This window comes from Acidimicrobiales bacterium (assembly GCA_035540975.1).
Taxonomy (GTDB): domain Bacteria; phylum Actinomycetota; class Acidimicrobiia; order Acidimicrobiales.
Window position 1 is genome coordinate 39,577 of the sequence record DATLFN010000088.1, and the last position, 14,545, is coordinate 54,121.

The 14,545-nt window shown below is 77.2% G+C and carries 13 protein-coding genes; 10 read left to right on the forward strand and 3 right to left on the reverse strand.

Going from position 1 to position 14,545, the window contains the following annotated elements:
- The first annotated feature begins 6 nt into the window (after nucleotides 1-6).
- Genes VM242_09960 through VM242_09970 form a run of 3 tightly spaced genes read left to right on the forward strand, consistent with a single transcriptional unit; the run spans nucleotide 7 to nucleotide 2,848 of the window.
- Nucleotides 7-828 carry a hypothetical protein gene (locus tag VM242_09960; protein HVM05488.1) on the forward strand — a complete coding sequence of 274 codons (822 nt, stop codon included), beginning with the start codon at nucleotides 7-9 and terminating at the stop codon, nucleotides 826-828.
- Complete coding sequence (locus VM242_09965) at nucleotides 825-1,898, forward strand: NDP-sugar synthase (protein HVM05489.1); 1,074 nt, start codon at nucleotides 825-827, stop codon at nucleotides 1,896-1,898. The genes VM242_09960 and VM242_09965 overlap by 4 nt, the downstream gene beginning before the upstream one ends.
- Nucleotides 1,895-2,848: an NAD-dependent epimerase/dehydratase family protein gene (locus tag VM242_09970; protein HVM05490.1), complete on the forward strand. Its 954-nt coding sequence runs from the start codon at nucleotides 1,895-1,897 to the stop codon at nucleotides 2,846-2,848. The genes VM242_09965 and VM242_09970 overlap by 4 nt, the downstream gene beginning before the upstream one ends.
- Nucleotides 2,849-2,870: 22 nt before the next feature.
- Here the strand turns inward: VM242_09970 and cofE are convergent, their stop codons facing one another.
- Nucleotides 2,871-3,575: a coenzyme F420-0:L-glutamate ligase gene (gene cofE, locus VM242_09975; GenBank protein ID HVM05491.1), complete on the reverse strand. Its 705-nt coding sequence runs from the start codon at nucleotides 3,573-3,575 to the stop codon at nucleotides 2,871-2,873.
- A gap of 10 nt (nucleotides 3,576-3,585) precedes the next feature.
- Nucleotides 3,586-4,530, reverse strand: coding sequence for a 2-phospho-L-lactate transferase (cofD, locus tag VM242_09980; GenBank protein ID HVM05492.1), 945 nt, complete (start codon nucleotides 4,528-4,530; stop codon nucleotides 3,586-3,588).
- A 308-nt stretch (nucleotides 4,531-4,838) separates the two neighbouring features.
- Between cofD and VM242_09985 the strand changes: the two genes are divergently transcribed.
- From VM242_09985 to VM242_10000, 4 genes are read left to right on the forward strand one after another with little or no spacing between them, the layout of a single operon-like run.
- On the forward strand, nucleotides 4,839-5,945 hold the full coding sequence (locus tag VM242_09985; protein HVM05493.1) for a glycosyltransferase family 1 protein: 1,107 nt from the start codon (nucleotides 4,839-4,841) through the stop codon (nucleotides 5,943-5,945).
- 2 nt (nucleotides 5,946-5,947) lie between these two features.
- On the forward strand, nucleotides 5,948-7,027 hold the full coding sequence (locus tag VM242_09990) for a glycosyltransferase family 1 protein (GenBank protein HVM05494.1): 1,080 nt from the start codon (nucleotides 5,948-5,950) through the stop codon (nucleotides 7,025-7,027).
- Nucleotides 7,024-8,199, forward strand: a complete 1,176-nt coding sequence (locus VM242_09995) for a glycosyltransferase family 1 protein (GenBank protein ID HVM05495.1) — start codon at nucleotides 7,024-7,026, stop codon at nucleotides 8,197-8,199. The genes VM242_09990 and VM242_09995 overlap by 4 nt, the downstream gene beginning before the upstream one ends.
- 3 nt (nucleotides 8,200-8,202) lie before the next feature.
- The gene (locus VM242_10000; GenBank protein ID HVM05496.1) at nucleotides 8,203-9,147 is read left to right on the forward strand and encodes a GDP-mannose 4,6-dehydratase; all 945 of its coding nucleotides are present in this window, start codon (nucleotides 8,203-8,205) and stop codon (nucleotides 9,145-9,147) included.
- Here the strand turns inward: VM242_10000 and VM242_10005 are convergent.
- Nucleotides 9,125-9,319, reverse strand: coding sequence for a hypothetical protein (locus tag VM242_10005; protein ID HVM05497.1), 195 nt, complete (start codon nucleotides 9,317-9,319; stop codon nucleotides 9,125-9,127). The two genes, VM242_10000 and VM242_10005, sit on opposite strands and share 23 nt — an antisense overlap.
- A gap of 77 nt (nucleotides 9,320-9,396) precedes the next feature.
- On the opposite strand from VM242_10005, the gene VM242_10010 reads away from it, so the two are divergent.
- Genes VM242_10010 through VM242_10020 form a run of 3 tightly spaced genes read left to right on the forward strand, consistent with a single transcriptional unit; the run spans nucleotide 9,397 to nucleotide 14,415 of the window.
- Nucleotides 9,397-12,534, forward strand: coding sequence for a glycosyltransferase (locus tag VM242_10010; GenBank protein HVM05498.1), 3,138 nt, complete (start codon nucleotides 9,397-9,399; stop codon nucleotides 12,532-12,534).
- Complete coding sequence (locus VM242_10015) at nucleotides 12,531-13,946, forward strand: DUF5719 family protein (protein HVM05499.1); 1,416 nt, start codon at nucleotides 12,531-12,533, stop codon at nucleotides 13,944-13,946. Before VM242_10010 ends, VM242_10015 begins: the two co-directional genes overlap by 4 nt.
- A gap of 4 nt (nucleotides 13,947-13,950) precedes the next feature.
- Nucleotides 13,951-14,415 carry a hypothetical protein gene (locus tag VM242_10020; protein HVM05500.1) on the forward strand — a complete coding sequence of 155 codons (465 nt, stop codon included), beginning with the start codon at nucleotides 13,951-13,953 and terminating at the stop codon, nucleotides 14,413-14,415.
- The last annotated feature ends 130 nt before the right edge of the window (nucleotides 14,416-14,545 follow it).

A 14,545-nucleotide genomic window follows, 5' to 3' on the forward strand; every position in this document is an offset into this window, starting at 1 on the left:
GACCTCATGGGAAAGGCTTCGAGCAACAAGAAGGTGGCGCGCGCCGCCAGCACCGGGGGAGGGCGCACCGCCCGCGGCGCTCGGCCCTGGGGGTGGTACGGCGCCATGAGCGTCGTGGTGCTGGCGGGCAGCCTCACCATCTTCACCAGCCGGAACGAGCGCCAGGCGGCGTCCAACCCGCTCAAGTCGGAGAAGCCGCGCCCGCCCGCCCAGAGCAAGAACTTCCCGGGCGACCACTGGCACGCCGCCTACGGGATCTACATCTGCGACGAGTTCGTCCCCGCCATCCAGAGCGACCGGGACCCCAGCGGCATCCACACCCACAACGACGGCATCATCCACATCCACCCCTTCACGCGGGCGGTGTCCGGGCGGAACGCCACCTTCGGGGTGTTCGCCGACACCGTCGGGCTCGAGGTGGGCAAAGACTTCATCGAGGTGCCCGGCGGCACGCGCTACGAGAACGGCGACACGTGCGAGGGCCAGGACGAGAAGGGCGAGCTCCAGGTCCTCCTCAACGGCGCCGAGCGCACCGGCGACCCCAAGAAGCTGCGCCTGCGCGACCGCGACGTGCTGGTGATCGCCTTCGCGCCACCCGATGCCGACATCCCCGAGGACCCGCCGTCGAAGAGCGGGCTCGACAACCTGAGCGACGTGTCGCCCGTGTCGAACCCCGAGGCGTCGACCACCGTCCCCGCCGGCACGGAGACCACCACGGCCACGTCGGCGCCCGCGGGCACCGACACCACCACCGCTTCCCCGGCCCCGGCCGGCACGGACACCACCACCGCCACCACCGCCGCCTCGACGCCCAGCCCCTCGCCGTGAGGGCCCTCGTCCTCGTCGGCGGCCAGGGGACGCGCCTGCGCCCCCTCACCCTCAGCGTGCCCAAGCAGATGCTCCCGGTCGCCGAGGTGGCGATGATCGAGCGGGTCCTGGCCCACCTCCGGGCCCACGGCATCGACTCGGTCACGCTGTCGATGGGCTACCGGCCCGACGCCTTCCTGGCCGCCTTCCCGGACGACCGCTGCGCCGGGTTCCACCTGGACTACGCCGTCGAGCCCGAGCCCCTCGACACGGCCGGCGCCATCCGCTTCGCCGCCCGCCACGCCGGAGTGGACGGGACGTTCGTGGTGGTGAACGGCGACGTGCTCTCCGCCGTCGACCTGGGCGCCCTGGCCGACTTCCACCGGTCGTCGGGCGGGGAGGGCACCATCGCCCTCACCCCGGTGGACGACCCGTCGTCGTTCGGCGTCGTCCCCACCGACGACAAGGGCCGCGTGACGGCGTTCGTGGAGAAGCCGCCGAGGGACGAGGCGCCCACCAACCTGGTCAACGCCGGCTTCTACGTCCTCGAGGCCGACGTGGTGGACCGCATCCCCGACGGCCGGCGGGTGAACATCGAGCGGGAGACGTTCCCTGCCATGGCGGCGCAGGGCGCCCTGTTCGCCATGGCCTCGGACTCCTACTGGACGGACACGGGCACGCCCGAGCTGTACCTGGGGGCCAACCTCCACTTCGCCGGCGACGGGGACGTCCCACCGGCGGCCGGTGCCCGCCGGACCGGCTCCGGGGCCTGGGTGCTGGGCGGGCCGGTCGTGGACGCCGACGTGGGCCCGGGCTCGCTGGTCGGCGACGCCGCCTTCGTGGGGAAGGGCTCCACCGTCCACCGCTCGGTGGTCGGCGCCGGCTCGCGGGTGGAGGCGGCCACCGTGGAGGAGTCGGTGCTGCTGCCGGGCGCCGTCGTACGCCCGGGCGCCGTCGTGCGGCGGTCGATCGTCGGCCCCGGTGCGGTGGTGGGCGCCGGCGCCGAGGTGGTGGGACTGTCGGTGATCGGTGAGGGTGCGCACGTCGACGGGGGCTCCCGGCTGGACGGTGCCCGCCGCGCCGGGCCATGAGGGCGCTCGTCACCGGGGGGGCGGGGTTCATCGGCTCCACCCTGGTCGACCGCCTCCTAGCCGAGGGCCACGCCGTCGACGTGGTGGACGACCTGTCCACGGGCTCGTTCGCCAACCTGGCCGACGCCCGGTCGGACCCGGCCTTCGACTTCACGTTCCACCGCCTCGACGTCCGCTCCGACCAGGTCACCGAGCTGATCGCCCGGCGGCGGCCGGACGTGGTGTTCCACCTGGCCGCCCAGGCCGACGTCCGGGTGTCCGTCGCCCGCCCCGCCTTCGACGCCGAGGTGAACGTCCTGGGCACCATCAAGGTGCTGGAGGGCGCCCGCCGGGCCGGCGCCCGCAAGGTGGTGTTCGCCTCCAGCGGCGGGACGATCTACGGCACCGTGGGCCCCGAAGACCTGCCGACCCGCGAGTCGCACCCCCAGCGGCCGGAGTCGCCCTACGGGGTCGCCAAGAAGGCGGCCGGCGACTACCTGGCCGCCTATCGCGAGCTGCACGACCTCGAGTTCACGGCCCTCGCCCTGGCCAACGTCTACGGGCCCCGCCAGGACCCCTACGGGGAGGCGGGCGTGGTCGCCATCTTCGCCTCCCGACTGCTGGCGGGAGAGGGGTGCACGATCTTCGGCGACGGCGACCAGACGCGCGACTTCGTCTTCGTGGACGACGTGGTGGATGCCTTCGTCCGGGCGGCGGACCGGGCCGGGGGGCTCCTGGTGAACATCGGCACCGGGGTGGAGACGTCGGTGAACGAGCTCTACGACACGCTGGCGCGTGCCGCCGGCGTCGGCGAGCCGGCGACCTACGCGCCGCCGCGCCCGGGTGAGCTGCTCCGCAACGCGCTGGATGCGGGACGGGCCGGCATCCACCTCGGCTGGAAGCCGTGGACGTCGATCGACGAGGGCTGCGCCGCCACCCTGGACTGGTTCCGCCGCCGGCCGCCGGCCTGACGGACGGTTCAGCGCCAGCGAGTCAGCGGAACAGGTCCTCCGACGGGGGGCGCACGACCTCGGTGCGCACCGAGGACTCCCGCAGCCAGGCGGCGTCCACGCCCCGCACGACGGCGGCGGGGATGCCCGCCGCCTTTCCCATGACCAGCTCGGCCGCCGATGCCAGCTCGTCCGCCACGCACACCTCGGTCACCACGAGCTCGCGCCCGGCGGCGTCGGTCGTTCCCCGCAGGTCGACCACGGCGGCCACCCCGGCGGCCCCGATGGCGACGTCGGTGAGCCCGCGGCGCCACGGTCGCCCGAAGGTGTCGGACACGATCACGCCCACCCGCACACCGGCCCGCCCGAGCAGCCCGTCGCGGATGCGGCGGGCCGAGCGGTCGGGGTCCACCGGGAGCAGGGCCGCCGTCCCCGCCTCGACGTTCGACCGGTCGACCCCGGCGTTGGCGCAGACGAAGCCGTGGACCGTCTCGCTGATGACCAGGTCGCCCCGCCGGCGCAGCACCCGCACCGACTCCCGCTCGACGACCTCCCTGGCCGCCGCCGCCCCCGCCTCGGCGCCGAGGCGCACGAGGCGGCCCTCGGCCTTGGAGACGACCTTCTGGGTGACGACGACCACGTCGCCGTCCTCGAGCTCCACGGCGGCGGCCAGCAGGTCGGCGAGCACGTCGCCCGGCCGCACCTCGGGGACGCCCGTCACCGGCAGGACCGTGAGGGGCCGGGTCACCGGCGCTTGCTCACCCGCCCACGACGACGCGGGCGAGGGCGGCCGCCTCGGCCGGGCCCTTCATCACCGTCGGCGCCACCACGCAGCGGATCCCCTCGGCCTCCACGGCGGGCGCCAGGGCGGCGTCGGCGTCGTCGACGACGAGGCGGGCGGCGTACGGCGCGTACAGCCGGGCCACGCCGACCACCGAGACCTCGTGGCCCAGGTCGGCCAGGAGCCGGTCGGCCGGTCCCCGCAGGGCGGCGCCGGCCACGATGGGGCTGACGGCCACCACGTCGTGGCGCCGGGCCCGCACGGCATCGGCCACCCCCGGCACGGCGAGCACGGGGGCGATGGACACGATCGGGTTCGACGGGCAGATCACGACCACGTCGGCGGCGGCGACGGCGGCGAGGACGCCGGCGGCGGGCGCCGACTCGTCGGCGCCCTCGAATCGCACGGACTCGACGGGCTCGACGGCCTCGCCGTGGCGGCGGCCCACGAACCACTCCTGGAACCCGATCTCCTCCGACGTGCCGTCGCGCGGGCCGGCCACGGTGATGCGGGTCTCTACGCGCTCGTCGCTCATGGGCAGCACCCGTACGGCGACGCCCCAGGCGGCGGCGATCTCGGCCGTCACCTCCGACAGCGTCGCCTGCTGGGCCAGCCGTTGGGTGCGGTAGAGGTGGGTCGCCAGGTCGCGGTCGCCAAGGCGGAACCACGTCTCCCCGCCGTAGCGCTCGAGCGCCTCCATGGTCGTCCACGACTCGCCCGCCAGGCCCCAGCCCCGCTCCTCGTCGTTGGCGCCGCCCAGCGTGTAGACGACGGTGTCGAGGTCGGGGCTGACGTGCAGCCCGTGGAGGATCACGTCGTCCGCCGTGTTCACCACCGCCGTGATGTCCGACGGGGGGACGACGCCGGCCAGGCCGCGCAGCATGCGGGCGGCGCCCACCCCGCCGGCCAGGGCGGTCAGCACGGGCCGCCCCCCGCGCCCGCCTCGCTCGGGGATGGGGCCACGCGGCCACGCTAGATCGTCGACCTCCTTCGTTCGCTCCGCTCACTCCACTCGGTCGAGTTTGGTCGTGCTCCGGCGGGCGAGCGGAGCTCGCCCGCCTCCGCCCTGTGCCTTCTCCGTGGTCCGCAGCCGCAGAGGCCGCCTGCGGCGGCGGGTGCGGCCACGGGCCCTGCCGGCTGCCGACGCGGCGGACGTTTGTTTCGTTGTTGACTGGCCGGCGGGCGGCCTGGTCCCGGGGGTGGTGGGGCGTGGCCCGTAGGCTCGTCCGGGTGAACGTCCTGCGGGTCGCCGTCGACGCCACGCCCATGCTCGGCGAGCGCACCGGCATCGGCGCCTTCGTCGCCGGCGCCCTGGGCGCCCTCGGCAGCGATCCGGGCCTCGAGCTCTCCGGCTACGCCCTCTCGCTGCGGGCCCGCAACGGCCTGGCCGCCGCCCTGCCCCAGTCGGTCCGCCCCCTCACCCGGCCCATGGCGGCCGGGCCGCTGCTCCGGGCCTGGGCGCGGGCCGACCAGCCGCCCGCCGAGTGGTGGACGGGTCCGGTGGACGTCGTGCACGGCACGAACTTCGTGGTGCCGCCCACCCGCCGGGCCGGCCAGGTCGTCACCGTGCACGACCTCACCCCGGTGCGGTTCCCCGAGCTGGCCCGCCGCTCGACCGCCCTGTTCCCCACCCTCGTGCGCCGGGCCCTGGGCCGGGGCGCCCGGGTGCACACGCCGTCGGCCTTCGTCGCCGCCGAGGTGGTGGAGCTGCTGGGCGCCGACCCCGACCGGGTGACGCCGGTCCACCACGGGGTGCCGGAGCGCCCGGCCCCGTCCGGTGGGCCGCCGGTGGACGGTCCCTACGTGCTCGCCCTCGGCACCATCGAGCCCCGCAAGGGGTTCCCCCACCTGGTGGCCGCGTTCGACGCGGTGGCCGCCGCCCACCCCGAGCTGCGCCTGGTCGTCGCCGGCCCCGACGGGTGGGGGGCGGACGCGTTCGAGCAGGCGCTCGCCCGCGCCGCCCACGCCGACCGGGTCGTGCGCCTGGGATGGGCCGCCCCGTCCGGCATCGCCGCCCTCCTGTCGGGTGCCACCGTGCTCGCCTTCCCGTCGCTGTACGAGGGGTTCGGCCTGCCGCCGCTGGAGGCGATGGCCGCCGGCGTGCCGGTGGTCGCGACCAGGGCCGGGGCGCTGCCCGAGGTGCTGGGCGACGCCGCCTGTCTGGTGCCGGCCGGCGACCACGTGGCCCTGGCCGAGGCCCTCGCCCTGGTGCTCGACGACGCCGAGGTCCGGGCCGGGCTGGTCGCCCGGGGGCTCGAGCAGGCGGCCCGCTTCTCGTGGCAGGACTGCGCCGACGGGCTGGCCGGCCTGTACCGGCGGGCGGCCGAGGACCGCTGACCGTGCGCGTGCTCGTCGCCGCCGAGCAGCTCCGCCGGCCCGCGCCCGGCGGGATCGGCACCTACGTGCGCAGCCTGGTGACCGCCCTCGACGGCGACCCCGAGGTCACCCTGCTGGCGGGACGCCCGCCGTCGCCCGGCCGGCCCGACCCGGTCGCCGCCCTCGGGCTCCCCGTGCTCGCCTCGCCCCTGCCCGGGCGGGCGCTGACCCGGGCCTGGGGCTGGGGCGTGGGCGGCGTCGCCGGCCGCCGGTTCGACCTGGTCCACGCGCCGTCGCTGGCCGTGCCGCCGTCGTCGGTGCCCGTCGCCGTGGCCGTCCACGACGTGGCCTGGCGGCGCCTCCCGGGTGCCTTCCCGGCCCGGGGCCGGCGTTGGCACGACCGCGCCCTGGCTCGCGCCGCCCGGCGCGCCGCCCTGCTGCTGGTGCCCACGGCCGGCACCGCCGACGCCGTGGTCGCCGCCGGCGCCCCGCCCTCGCACGTGGAGGTCCTCGACCCCATGTACGGGTGCGACCACCTTCCGCCGCCCGACACGGCGGGCGCCGCCCGCACCCTGGAGGGGCTGGGCGTCACGGGCCCGTACCTGCTCTCGGTGGGGACGCTGGAGCCCCGCAAGAACCTGCCCCGGCTGGTGGCCGGGTACGGCCGGGCCCGCCCTCGCCTGCCCGAGCCGTGGCCCCTCGTGCTGGTCGGCCCCACCGGGTGGGGCGTCGACGCCGCCTCGCTCACCGCCGCCCCGGGCGTCCGCCTCGCCGGAGCGGTCGACGACGGCGTGCTGGCCGGCCTGTACGCCGGCGCCCGCTGCGTCGCCTACGTCCCGCTGTTCGAGGGCTACGGGCTGCCCGCCGTCGAGGCCATGGCCGCCGGCGTACCCGTGGTGGCGAGCCCCGTCCCCAGCACGGCGGGCGCCGCCCTGGAGGTCGACCCCCTGGACGAGCACGCCATCGCCCGAGGGCTGGTCGACGCCGCCACCGACGAGGAGCGGCGCGCCGAGCTGGTGACGGCCGGCGCCGTGCGGGCCGGCCAGCTCACATGGAAGGCGGCCGCCGGCCGCCACGTCGAGGCATGGCGGGAGGTGGCGTGACCGAAGCCACCCCCGCCGGCGGCGCGGCGGCCGCCGGCCTCGCCGCCGCCGTGCCCGTCGCCCTGGACGTCACCGCCGTCCCGGCCAACCCGTCGGGCGCCGGCCGCTACACCATCGACCTGGCCACCGCCCTGTCCCGGCAGGACGACGTGGCGCTCACCTTCGTCGCCCGCCGCGACGACGCCCGGCGCTGGCAGGAGCTGTCGCCGACGGCGACGGTGGTCGCCGCCGCCCCGAGGAGCCGGCCCGGCCGCCTGGCGTGGGAGCAGGCCCGCCTGCCGAAGCTGCTGCGGGGCCTGCCCGTGCGGGTCCACCACTCGCCCCACTACACGATGCCCGAATCGGCGAGCGTGCCCCGCGTCGTGACCGTCCACGACCTGACGTTCTTCGACCATCCCGAGTGGCACGAGCGCACCAAGGTGGTGCTGTTCCGCCGGGCCATCCGGGTCGCCGCCCGCCACGCCGACGCCGTGGTGTGCGTCAGCCGGGCCACCGCCGACCGCCTCGCCGCCCTGTGCCCGGCGTCGTGCCCGGTGCGCGTCATCCCCCACGGCGTCGACCTGGACCGCTTCCGCCCGCAGCCGCCCGACGGCGCGGTGCCCGACTCGGTCGCCCTGGCCGCCCTCGGCGTGCGCCCGCCGTTCATCGCCTTCGTGGGGACGATCGAGCCCCGCAAGGACGTGCCCACCCTGGTCAAGGCGTTCGACCGCATGGCCCCCGGGCACCCCGAGCTGTCGCTCGTGCTGGCCGGCGTCGAGGGATGGGGGAGCAAGCCGGTGGAGGCGGCCATCGGCCACGCGGCGGCACGGGACCGGATCGTCCGCACCGGCTACGTGCCCGACGAAGTCGTGCCCGGCCTGCTCCGCCAGGCGGCCGCCGTGGCCTACCCGTCGCTGGAGGAGGGGTTCGGGCTCCCCGCCCTGGAGGCGCTGGCCTGCGGCGCCCCCCTCGTCACCACCACCGGATCGGCCATGGAGGAGATGGCGGCGGGGGCCGCCATGCTGGTGGGCCCGGGTGACGTCGACGGCCTGGCCGGCGTCCTGGACATGCTGGTGCGGGGCGACGCCGGCCTGGAAGCCCGGCGCCAGCGGGGGTTCGCGGTGGCCGCCCGCCACACCTGGGAGGCGAGCGGGCGGGCCCACGCCGAGCTCTACCGGGCCGTGGCGGGCTGAGCCGTGCGCGCCTACGTCACCGGCGGGTCGGGCTTCGTGGGCACGTGGCTGCGCGCCCACCTGACGGAGGCGGGCGACGAGGTCGTCGCCTCGGGCGCCGAGGTGGACGTCACCTCCGGCGCGGCCATCGCGGCGGCCATGGCCGAGGCCCGTCCCGACGCCGTGTACCACCTGGCCGGGCTGGCCCACGTGGGCCGCTCGTGGCAGGAGCCGGCCGAGTACTTCCGGGTGAACGCGGGCGGCACGCTCAACGTCCTGGAGGCGGCCCGGCGCTGCCCGGGCCCGCCGCGGGTGGTGGTGGTCAGCTCGGCCGAGGTCTACGGGTCCGTGCGGCCCGAGCAGATCCCGGTGGGCGAGGGGGAGCCGTTCCGGCCGGTGTCGCCCTACGCCGCCGGCAAGGCCGCCGCCGAGATGGTGGCCGTGCAGGCCCACCTCGGCCACGGCCTGCCCGTCGTACGGGCCCGGCCGTTCAACCACACCGGGCCCGGGCAGGTGCCCACCTTCGTGGTACCCGCCTTCGCCCGCCGCATCGTCGCCGCCCAGCGCGACGGGTCGGGCGCCCTCGAGGTGGGCAACCTGTCCGCCGCCCGGGACATCCTGGACGTGCGGGACGTCGTGCGGGCCTACCGGCTGCTGGCCGCCGGCGGCGAGCCGGGTGAGGCCTACAACGTGTGCTCCGGCCGGGCGGTGGTCGTGGGCGACCTGGTGCGGCGGATGCTGGAGCTGGCCGGCGCCGACCTGGAGCTGGTGGAGGACCCGGCGCTGCTGCGTCCCGTGGACGTCCCCGTGCTGCGGGGCGATCCGTCCCGCCTGCGGGCGGCCACCGGCTGGGTGCCCGAGGTGGCGCTGGACGACACGCTGCGGGCCGTGCTCGGCGAGGCCCGGGCGGCGGCGGCCGAGGCGGCGGCGACCGAGGCGGCGGGGGCTACCCCTTCAGCGCCGTCCTGACGATGTCGATCGCCTCCCGGACGCCGGTCGGGAGGTGCTGCTCGAGGTCGGGTAGCTGCCTGGCCAGCTCGCGGCGCCGGACCTGGGCCCGCTGGACGCCGATCAAAGCGAACCCGACGGCGACGTAGGCGGCCTCGCGGAGGGCGGTCGGGAGGTCGTCCCCGGCTTCCACGGCGCCAGCTTACGGACCGGCCCGGGCCCGCCGTGACCGGAGGTCCGCGCACCCTCCGGGCTAGCCTCCGATCGGACATGGACACCCCGCGACAGGCGCCGCCCGTCGTCGCCGTGGTGGTCACCTGCGATTCGGGGCCGTGGCTCGAGGAGGCGCTGGAGGCCCTGGGCGACCAGGACTACCCCAACCTCTCGGTGCTCGTCGTCGACGCCGCCAGCGCCGAGGACCCCACGGCCCGGGTGGCGTCGGTCCTGCCCCGCGCGTACGTCCGCCGCCTCGACGAGAACCGCGGCTACGCGGCCGCGACCAACGAGGTCCTGTCCGTGGTGCAGGGCGCATCCCACTTCCTGCTGTGCCACGACGACGTGGCGCCGGACCCCGACGCCGTGCGCCTCATGGTCGAGGAGGCCTACCGCTCCAACGCCGGGTTGGTCTGCCCCAAGCTGGTCGACTGGGACGACCCCCGCCGCCTCCTCCAGGTCGGCATGGCCGTCGACAAGAGCGGGGCGCCCCACCCCATGGTCGACCGCGGCGAGCTGGACCAGGAGCAGCACGACGCCGTGCGGGACGTGTTCTTCGCGCCCGGCGGGTGCACCCTGGTGCGGGCCGACCTGTTCGCCGGCCTCGGCGGGCTCGACCCCGTGATGCACGCCTTCGGCGAGGACCTCGACCTGTCGTGGCGGGCCCAGGTGGCGGGTGCCCGGGTGGTGGTGGCGCCGGCGGCCCGGGTGCGCCACCTGGAGGCCATGTCGGGAGGGCTGCGCTCGCCGGGCGGCGGGCCGCCGCCGACGGGGATGGCGGCCCTGCGGCGGCGGGCCCGTCCCCTCCAGCTGCGCCACCGGCTGCGGACGGTGCTGAAGGGCTACGGCGCCTGGCACCTCGTGCGGGTGCTCCCCCAGGTCGCCCTGCTGGCCGTCGCCGAGACCGTCTTCGGCGTCCTGTCCGGCCACACGGCCACGGCGCGCGACACGGCCCGGGCGTGGACGTGGAACCTCCGCCGGCTGGGGGAGCTGCGGGCCGCCCGGCGGGCGGTTCGCGCCGTCCGCCGCCTGCCCGACTCCGAGGTCCGTCGCCTCCAGGTGCGGGGGAGCGCCCGCTTCAGCGGCTTCGTGCGCGGGCAGCTGGCCTCCGAGCGGATACGGAGGCGCACCACCGGGGCCCTCGCCCGGCGGTGGGGCGCCGACGACGCCGGGGACGAGGCCGCGCCAGGGTACGTCCTGGCCCTCGCCGTGTGGTCGGCCGTCGGGCTGGTCCTCGTGGTGGGCAGCCGGCACCTGATCACCGGGCGCATCCCCGCCGTCCACCAGCTGTCGCCCTTCCCCGGCGCCTGGTCGATGCTGCGATCGTTCCTCAGCGGCTGGGACCTCTCGGGGATGGGATCGGAGTCGCCGGCGCCCGCCGCCTTCGCCCTGCTCGGGGTGGGCGGTGTCGTGCTGGGCGGGGCGACCGCGCTCCTGCGCACCGTGGTCGTCCTGGGGTCGCTCGGCCTCGGGGTGGTGGGGGCGTACCGGCTCGCCGCCCCCCTGGGGTCGCTCCGTCCCCGCCTGGCCGCCCTGGTCGTCTACGCCGCCATCCCCCTGCCGTACAACGCGCTGTCGCGGGGGCAGCTGGGCGGGCTGGTGGCCTACGGGTTGGCGCCCTGGGTGCTGCGGTCGCTGCTGGGAGCCGCCGGCCTCCCGCCCTTCGGCGACGACGCCGACGCGCCGGGGCGGCGGCGGATGGTCGGGCTGGGGCTGGCGGTGGCCGTCGCCGCCGCGCTGGCGCCGCCGGTGGCGGTGATGGTGGTGGCGATCGGGATGGCCCTGGGCCTGTCGTGCGTCCTGGCGGGCGGGGGCGCCGGGATGGCGCGGGCGCTCGGCGCCTCGCTCGGCGCCGTGGGCGTGGCGGCCGTGGCGCTGCTCCCGTGGTCGGCCGGCTTCGCCCTGCCCGGTGGTGGGCTGTCGGCGCTCACCGGCGTCGGCTCGTCGACCGCCGCTTCGCACTCGCTGGGAGAGCTGCTGCGCTTCCAGACGGGGTCGCTCGGAGCGCCGCCCGTCGGGTGGGTGTTCCTGGTGACGGCCGGCCTGCCGCTGCTCGTGGGGCGCGACTGGCGCCTGGCGTGGGCCGCCCGCCTGTGGGTCGTCGCGCTGACGGCCTGGGGGCTGGCGTGGGCGGCCGGGCGGGGCCACCTGCCGGCGCCGGTGGCCCCGCCCGAGGTGCTCCTGGCGCCCGCCGCCGCCTGCGTCGCCCTGGCCGTCGCCCTCGGCGTGGTGGCGTTCGAGCTGGACATGCCGCGGTACCGCTTCGGGTGGCGCCAGGTGGTGTTCACCGCCGCCCTGGTCGCCACCGTGCTGGGCGCCGTGCCGGTGGCGGCGGCGGCCCTGGGCGGGCGCTGGAACGTGCCCCGGGAGGACTTCGCCGGGCTGCTCTCGTGGATGCCCGAGCGCCGGGCCGAGGGGGCGTTCCGCGTCCTGTGGTTGGGCGACCCCGCCGCCCTTCCCCTCACCGGCTGGCGGCTGGACGACGGCCTGGCGTACGCCACGTCGCGCGGCGGCCACCCCGACGCCGCCGGCCTGTGGCCGGCCGCGTCGCCGGGCACCACCGACCGGGTCGCCGACGCGGTGGCGGCCGCCCGGGGCAACGGCACGACGGCCCTCGGGCACCTGTTGGCCCCCGCTGCCGTGCGCTACGTCGTCGTCCCGCTCCGGGCCGCCCCGTCCCGGGCGACGAGGCGGCGCCTGCCGCCGCCGCCCGACCTGCCCCTCGCCCTGGACGCCCAGATCGACCTCAAGAAGCTCCAGGGCGACGCCGCTCTCCTCGTCTACGAGAACGCGGCCTGGGCGCCGGCCCGAGCCCGCCTGGGGCCCGACGTGGACCTCCACCAGGGCGACGACGCGCTGGCGGCGCTGCGGGGGGTGGAGCTGGCCGGCTCCGAGCCGGTCCTCCCCGCCGAGCGCTCACCCACCCGCTTCTCCGGTCCGCTCCAGGAGGGCGACCGGGTGGCGCTGGCCGAGGCCTCGTCGTCGCGGTGGTCCCTGGAGGTGGCCGGGCGGTCGGCGGACCGCTCGGAGGCGTTCGGCTGGACCAACGCGTTCGACTCGCCCGCCACCGGCCCGGCCACGCTGCGCTACCGGACGTCGCCCCTGCGGTACGCCATGGTGGCCGGCGAGGTGGTCGTGTGGGCGCTGGCGATCCGCTACCTGGTGCGCACCCGCCGCCGGTCGGACGGGCCGTGAGCGTGCGCCGCCTCCCCGTCGTCGCCGCCGTCGCCGCCCTGCTGGTGGGCGGCGGGGTCGCCGACCGCGCCGACCGGCCCGCGGCCGACGTCCCCGCCGCCGCCGCGGCGCGGGCGGTCATGCCCACCGCGCCGCCGGCCGGGGCCCTGTCGTCGACGTGGTTCTGCGTGGGCGCCACCGCCGACGCCGGGGGCCGGGCCGACGGTGTGGTGTCGGTCGCCAACCCCACGGAGCGGCCCGTCACGGGCACCGTCACCGTCGTCCCCGTGGCGGGCGAGACGAAGGCGGTGCCGCTCACGGTGGAGGCTCGTTCGGTGACGGCCGTCGCCCTGCGCGACGCCCTGCAGGCGCCGTTCGCCGCCGCCCTGGTGGACGTCGGCGCCGGCCAGGTGGCGGCCGAGCTGGTCGTGCGGGGGCCCCTCGGGTCGGACGCCACCGCCTGCTCGTCGCGCGCCTCGGACCGCTGGTACTTCGCCGACGGGGTGACGGCCAAGGACGCCTCGCTGGCGATCTCGCTGTTCAACCCCTTCCCCGAGGACGCCATCGTCGACCTGTCGTTCAGCACCGACCAGGGCCGCGCCGCCCCGTCCGCCTTCCGGCCGGTGGTCGTCCCCGGCCGCTCGCTGGTGGTCCGGGAGATCGGCGAGCACGTGCGCCGGCGCAACGCCATCTCCACGGCGGTGGCCGTGCGTACCGGCCGGGTGATCGCCGCCCAGACGCAGACCCGCACGGCGGCCGGCGCCGCCGGGCTCTCCGTGGCGCTGGGGTCACCGTCGCTCGGGACGGTGTGGCACTTCCCCAACGGCCTGGTCGCCGACGGCGCCGGCGAGCACTTCGCGGTCTCGAACCCCGGCACCGACGAGGCGACCGTGCTCTTCCAGGTGATCGCCGACGAGGGCGTCGTCGAGGACTTCGAGCGCACCGTCCCCGCCCGGGGCCGGCTGGACGTGGTGCTCGACGAGGAGGTCGGCCTGCCTCGCGGCGTCGGCCACGCCACGACCATCCGCGCGCTGGACGGGGTGCCCGTCGTCGCCTCGCGGACGCTGGTGTTCACCGCGCCCACGCCCCGGGTGGGGCGCGCCGACACCCTGGGCGCCCGCCGGTCTGCCACCAAATGGCTGTTCCCGGCAGGCGGCGGGGGCGGCCCGCTGACCGAGTACCTGGTGATCGCCAACGTCGGGGGTCGCCCGGCGCGCGTGTCGGCCTCCGGCCTGGTGGGCGGGGAGACGGTCCCCGTGGGCGAGGAGGTGGAGGTCGGCCCCGGTCGCCGGGCGGTGATCGCGGTGGCGGGCCGGTCGGGCGGCGCCATGCCGGTGCTGGTCACGTCGTCGGCGCCGGTGGTCGTCGAGCGCGACGCCCACGTGCCGGGGAGCCCCGGCGTGTGGGCGAGCATGGGCATCCCGCTGAGCTGACGGCGTGGAACGCCTGGTCGTCGCCGCCGTCCTCGTCGTGCTGGCCGTGGTCGTGGCGCGCCTGCTCGAGCGTCGCCGGCCGGCACCGCCCACCCAGCCGGGGCTGCGGGCGGGCTGGGCTCCGCCCGCCCAGCTCGACCGGGGCGACTTCGAGGGTGCCGATCGCCCGTGGCTGGTGGCCGTGTTCACGTCGGCGACGTGCGACTCGTGCCGGGCGACCACCGCCAAGGCGCGCGTGCTGGAGAGCCCCCAGGTCGCCTTCCAGGACATCGCGTGGCAGGAGCGCAGGGACCTCCACGAGCGCTACGGGGTCGAGGTCGCCCCCCTCACCCTCCTCGTCGACGGGGACGGCGTGGTCCGGGCGTCGTTCGTCGGCGAGCCGACGGCGACCGACCTGTGGGCGGCCCTGGCCGAGGCCCGCAGCCCCGGTTCGGGCCCCGAGCCCGATCTCGGCCGCCCCGTCGACTGATGTGGAACGGCTTGTCAAGTAGGTCGCGACGGGTTCGTCGAGATGACTTCGGGGCGTGCGGAAGTAGGGGGAGGGCGGTCAAGGCCGGCCGAAGGCCGCCCGGAGGGGAAGCCTTGACGGCCCGGTGGGC

Bases quoted from the DNA above. Each gene is read 5' to 3' on its own strand.
- VM242_09970 (HVM05490.1), top strand. From the start codon at position 1,895: ATGAGGGCGCTCGTCACCGGGGGGGCGGGGTTCATCGGCTCCACCCTG.
- VM242_09960 (HVM05488.1), top strand. From the start codon at position 7: ATGGGAAAGGCTTCGAGCAACAAGAAGGTGGCGCGCGCCGCCAGCACC.
- VM242_10010 (HVM05498.1), top strand. From the start codon at position 9,397: ATGGACACCCCGCGACAGGCGCCGCCCGTCGTCGCCGTGGTGGTCACC.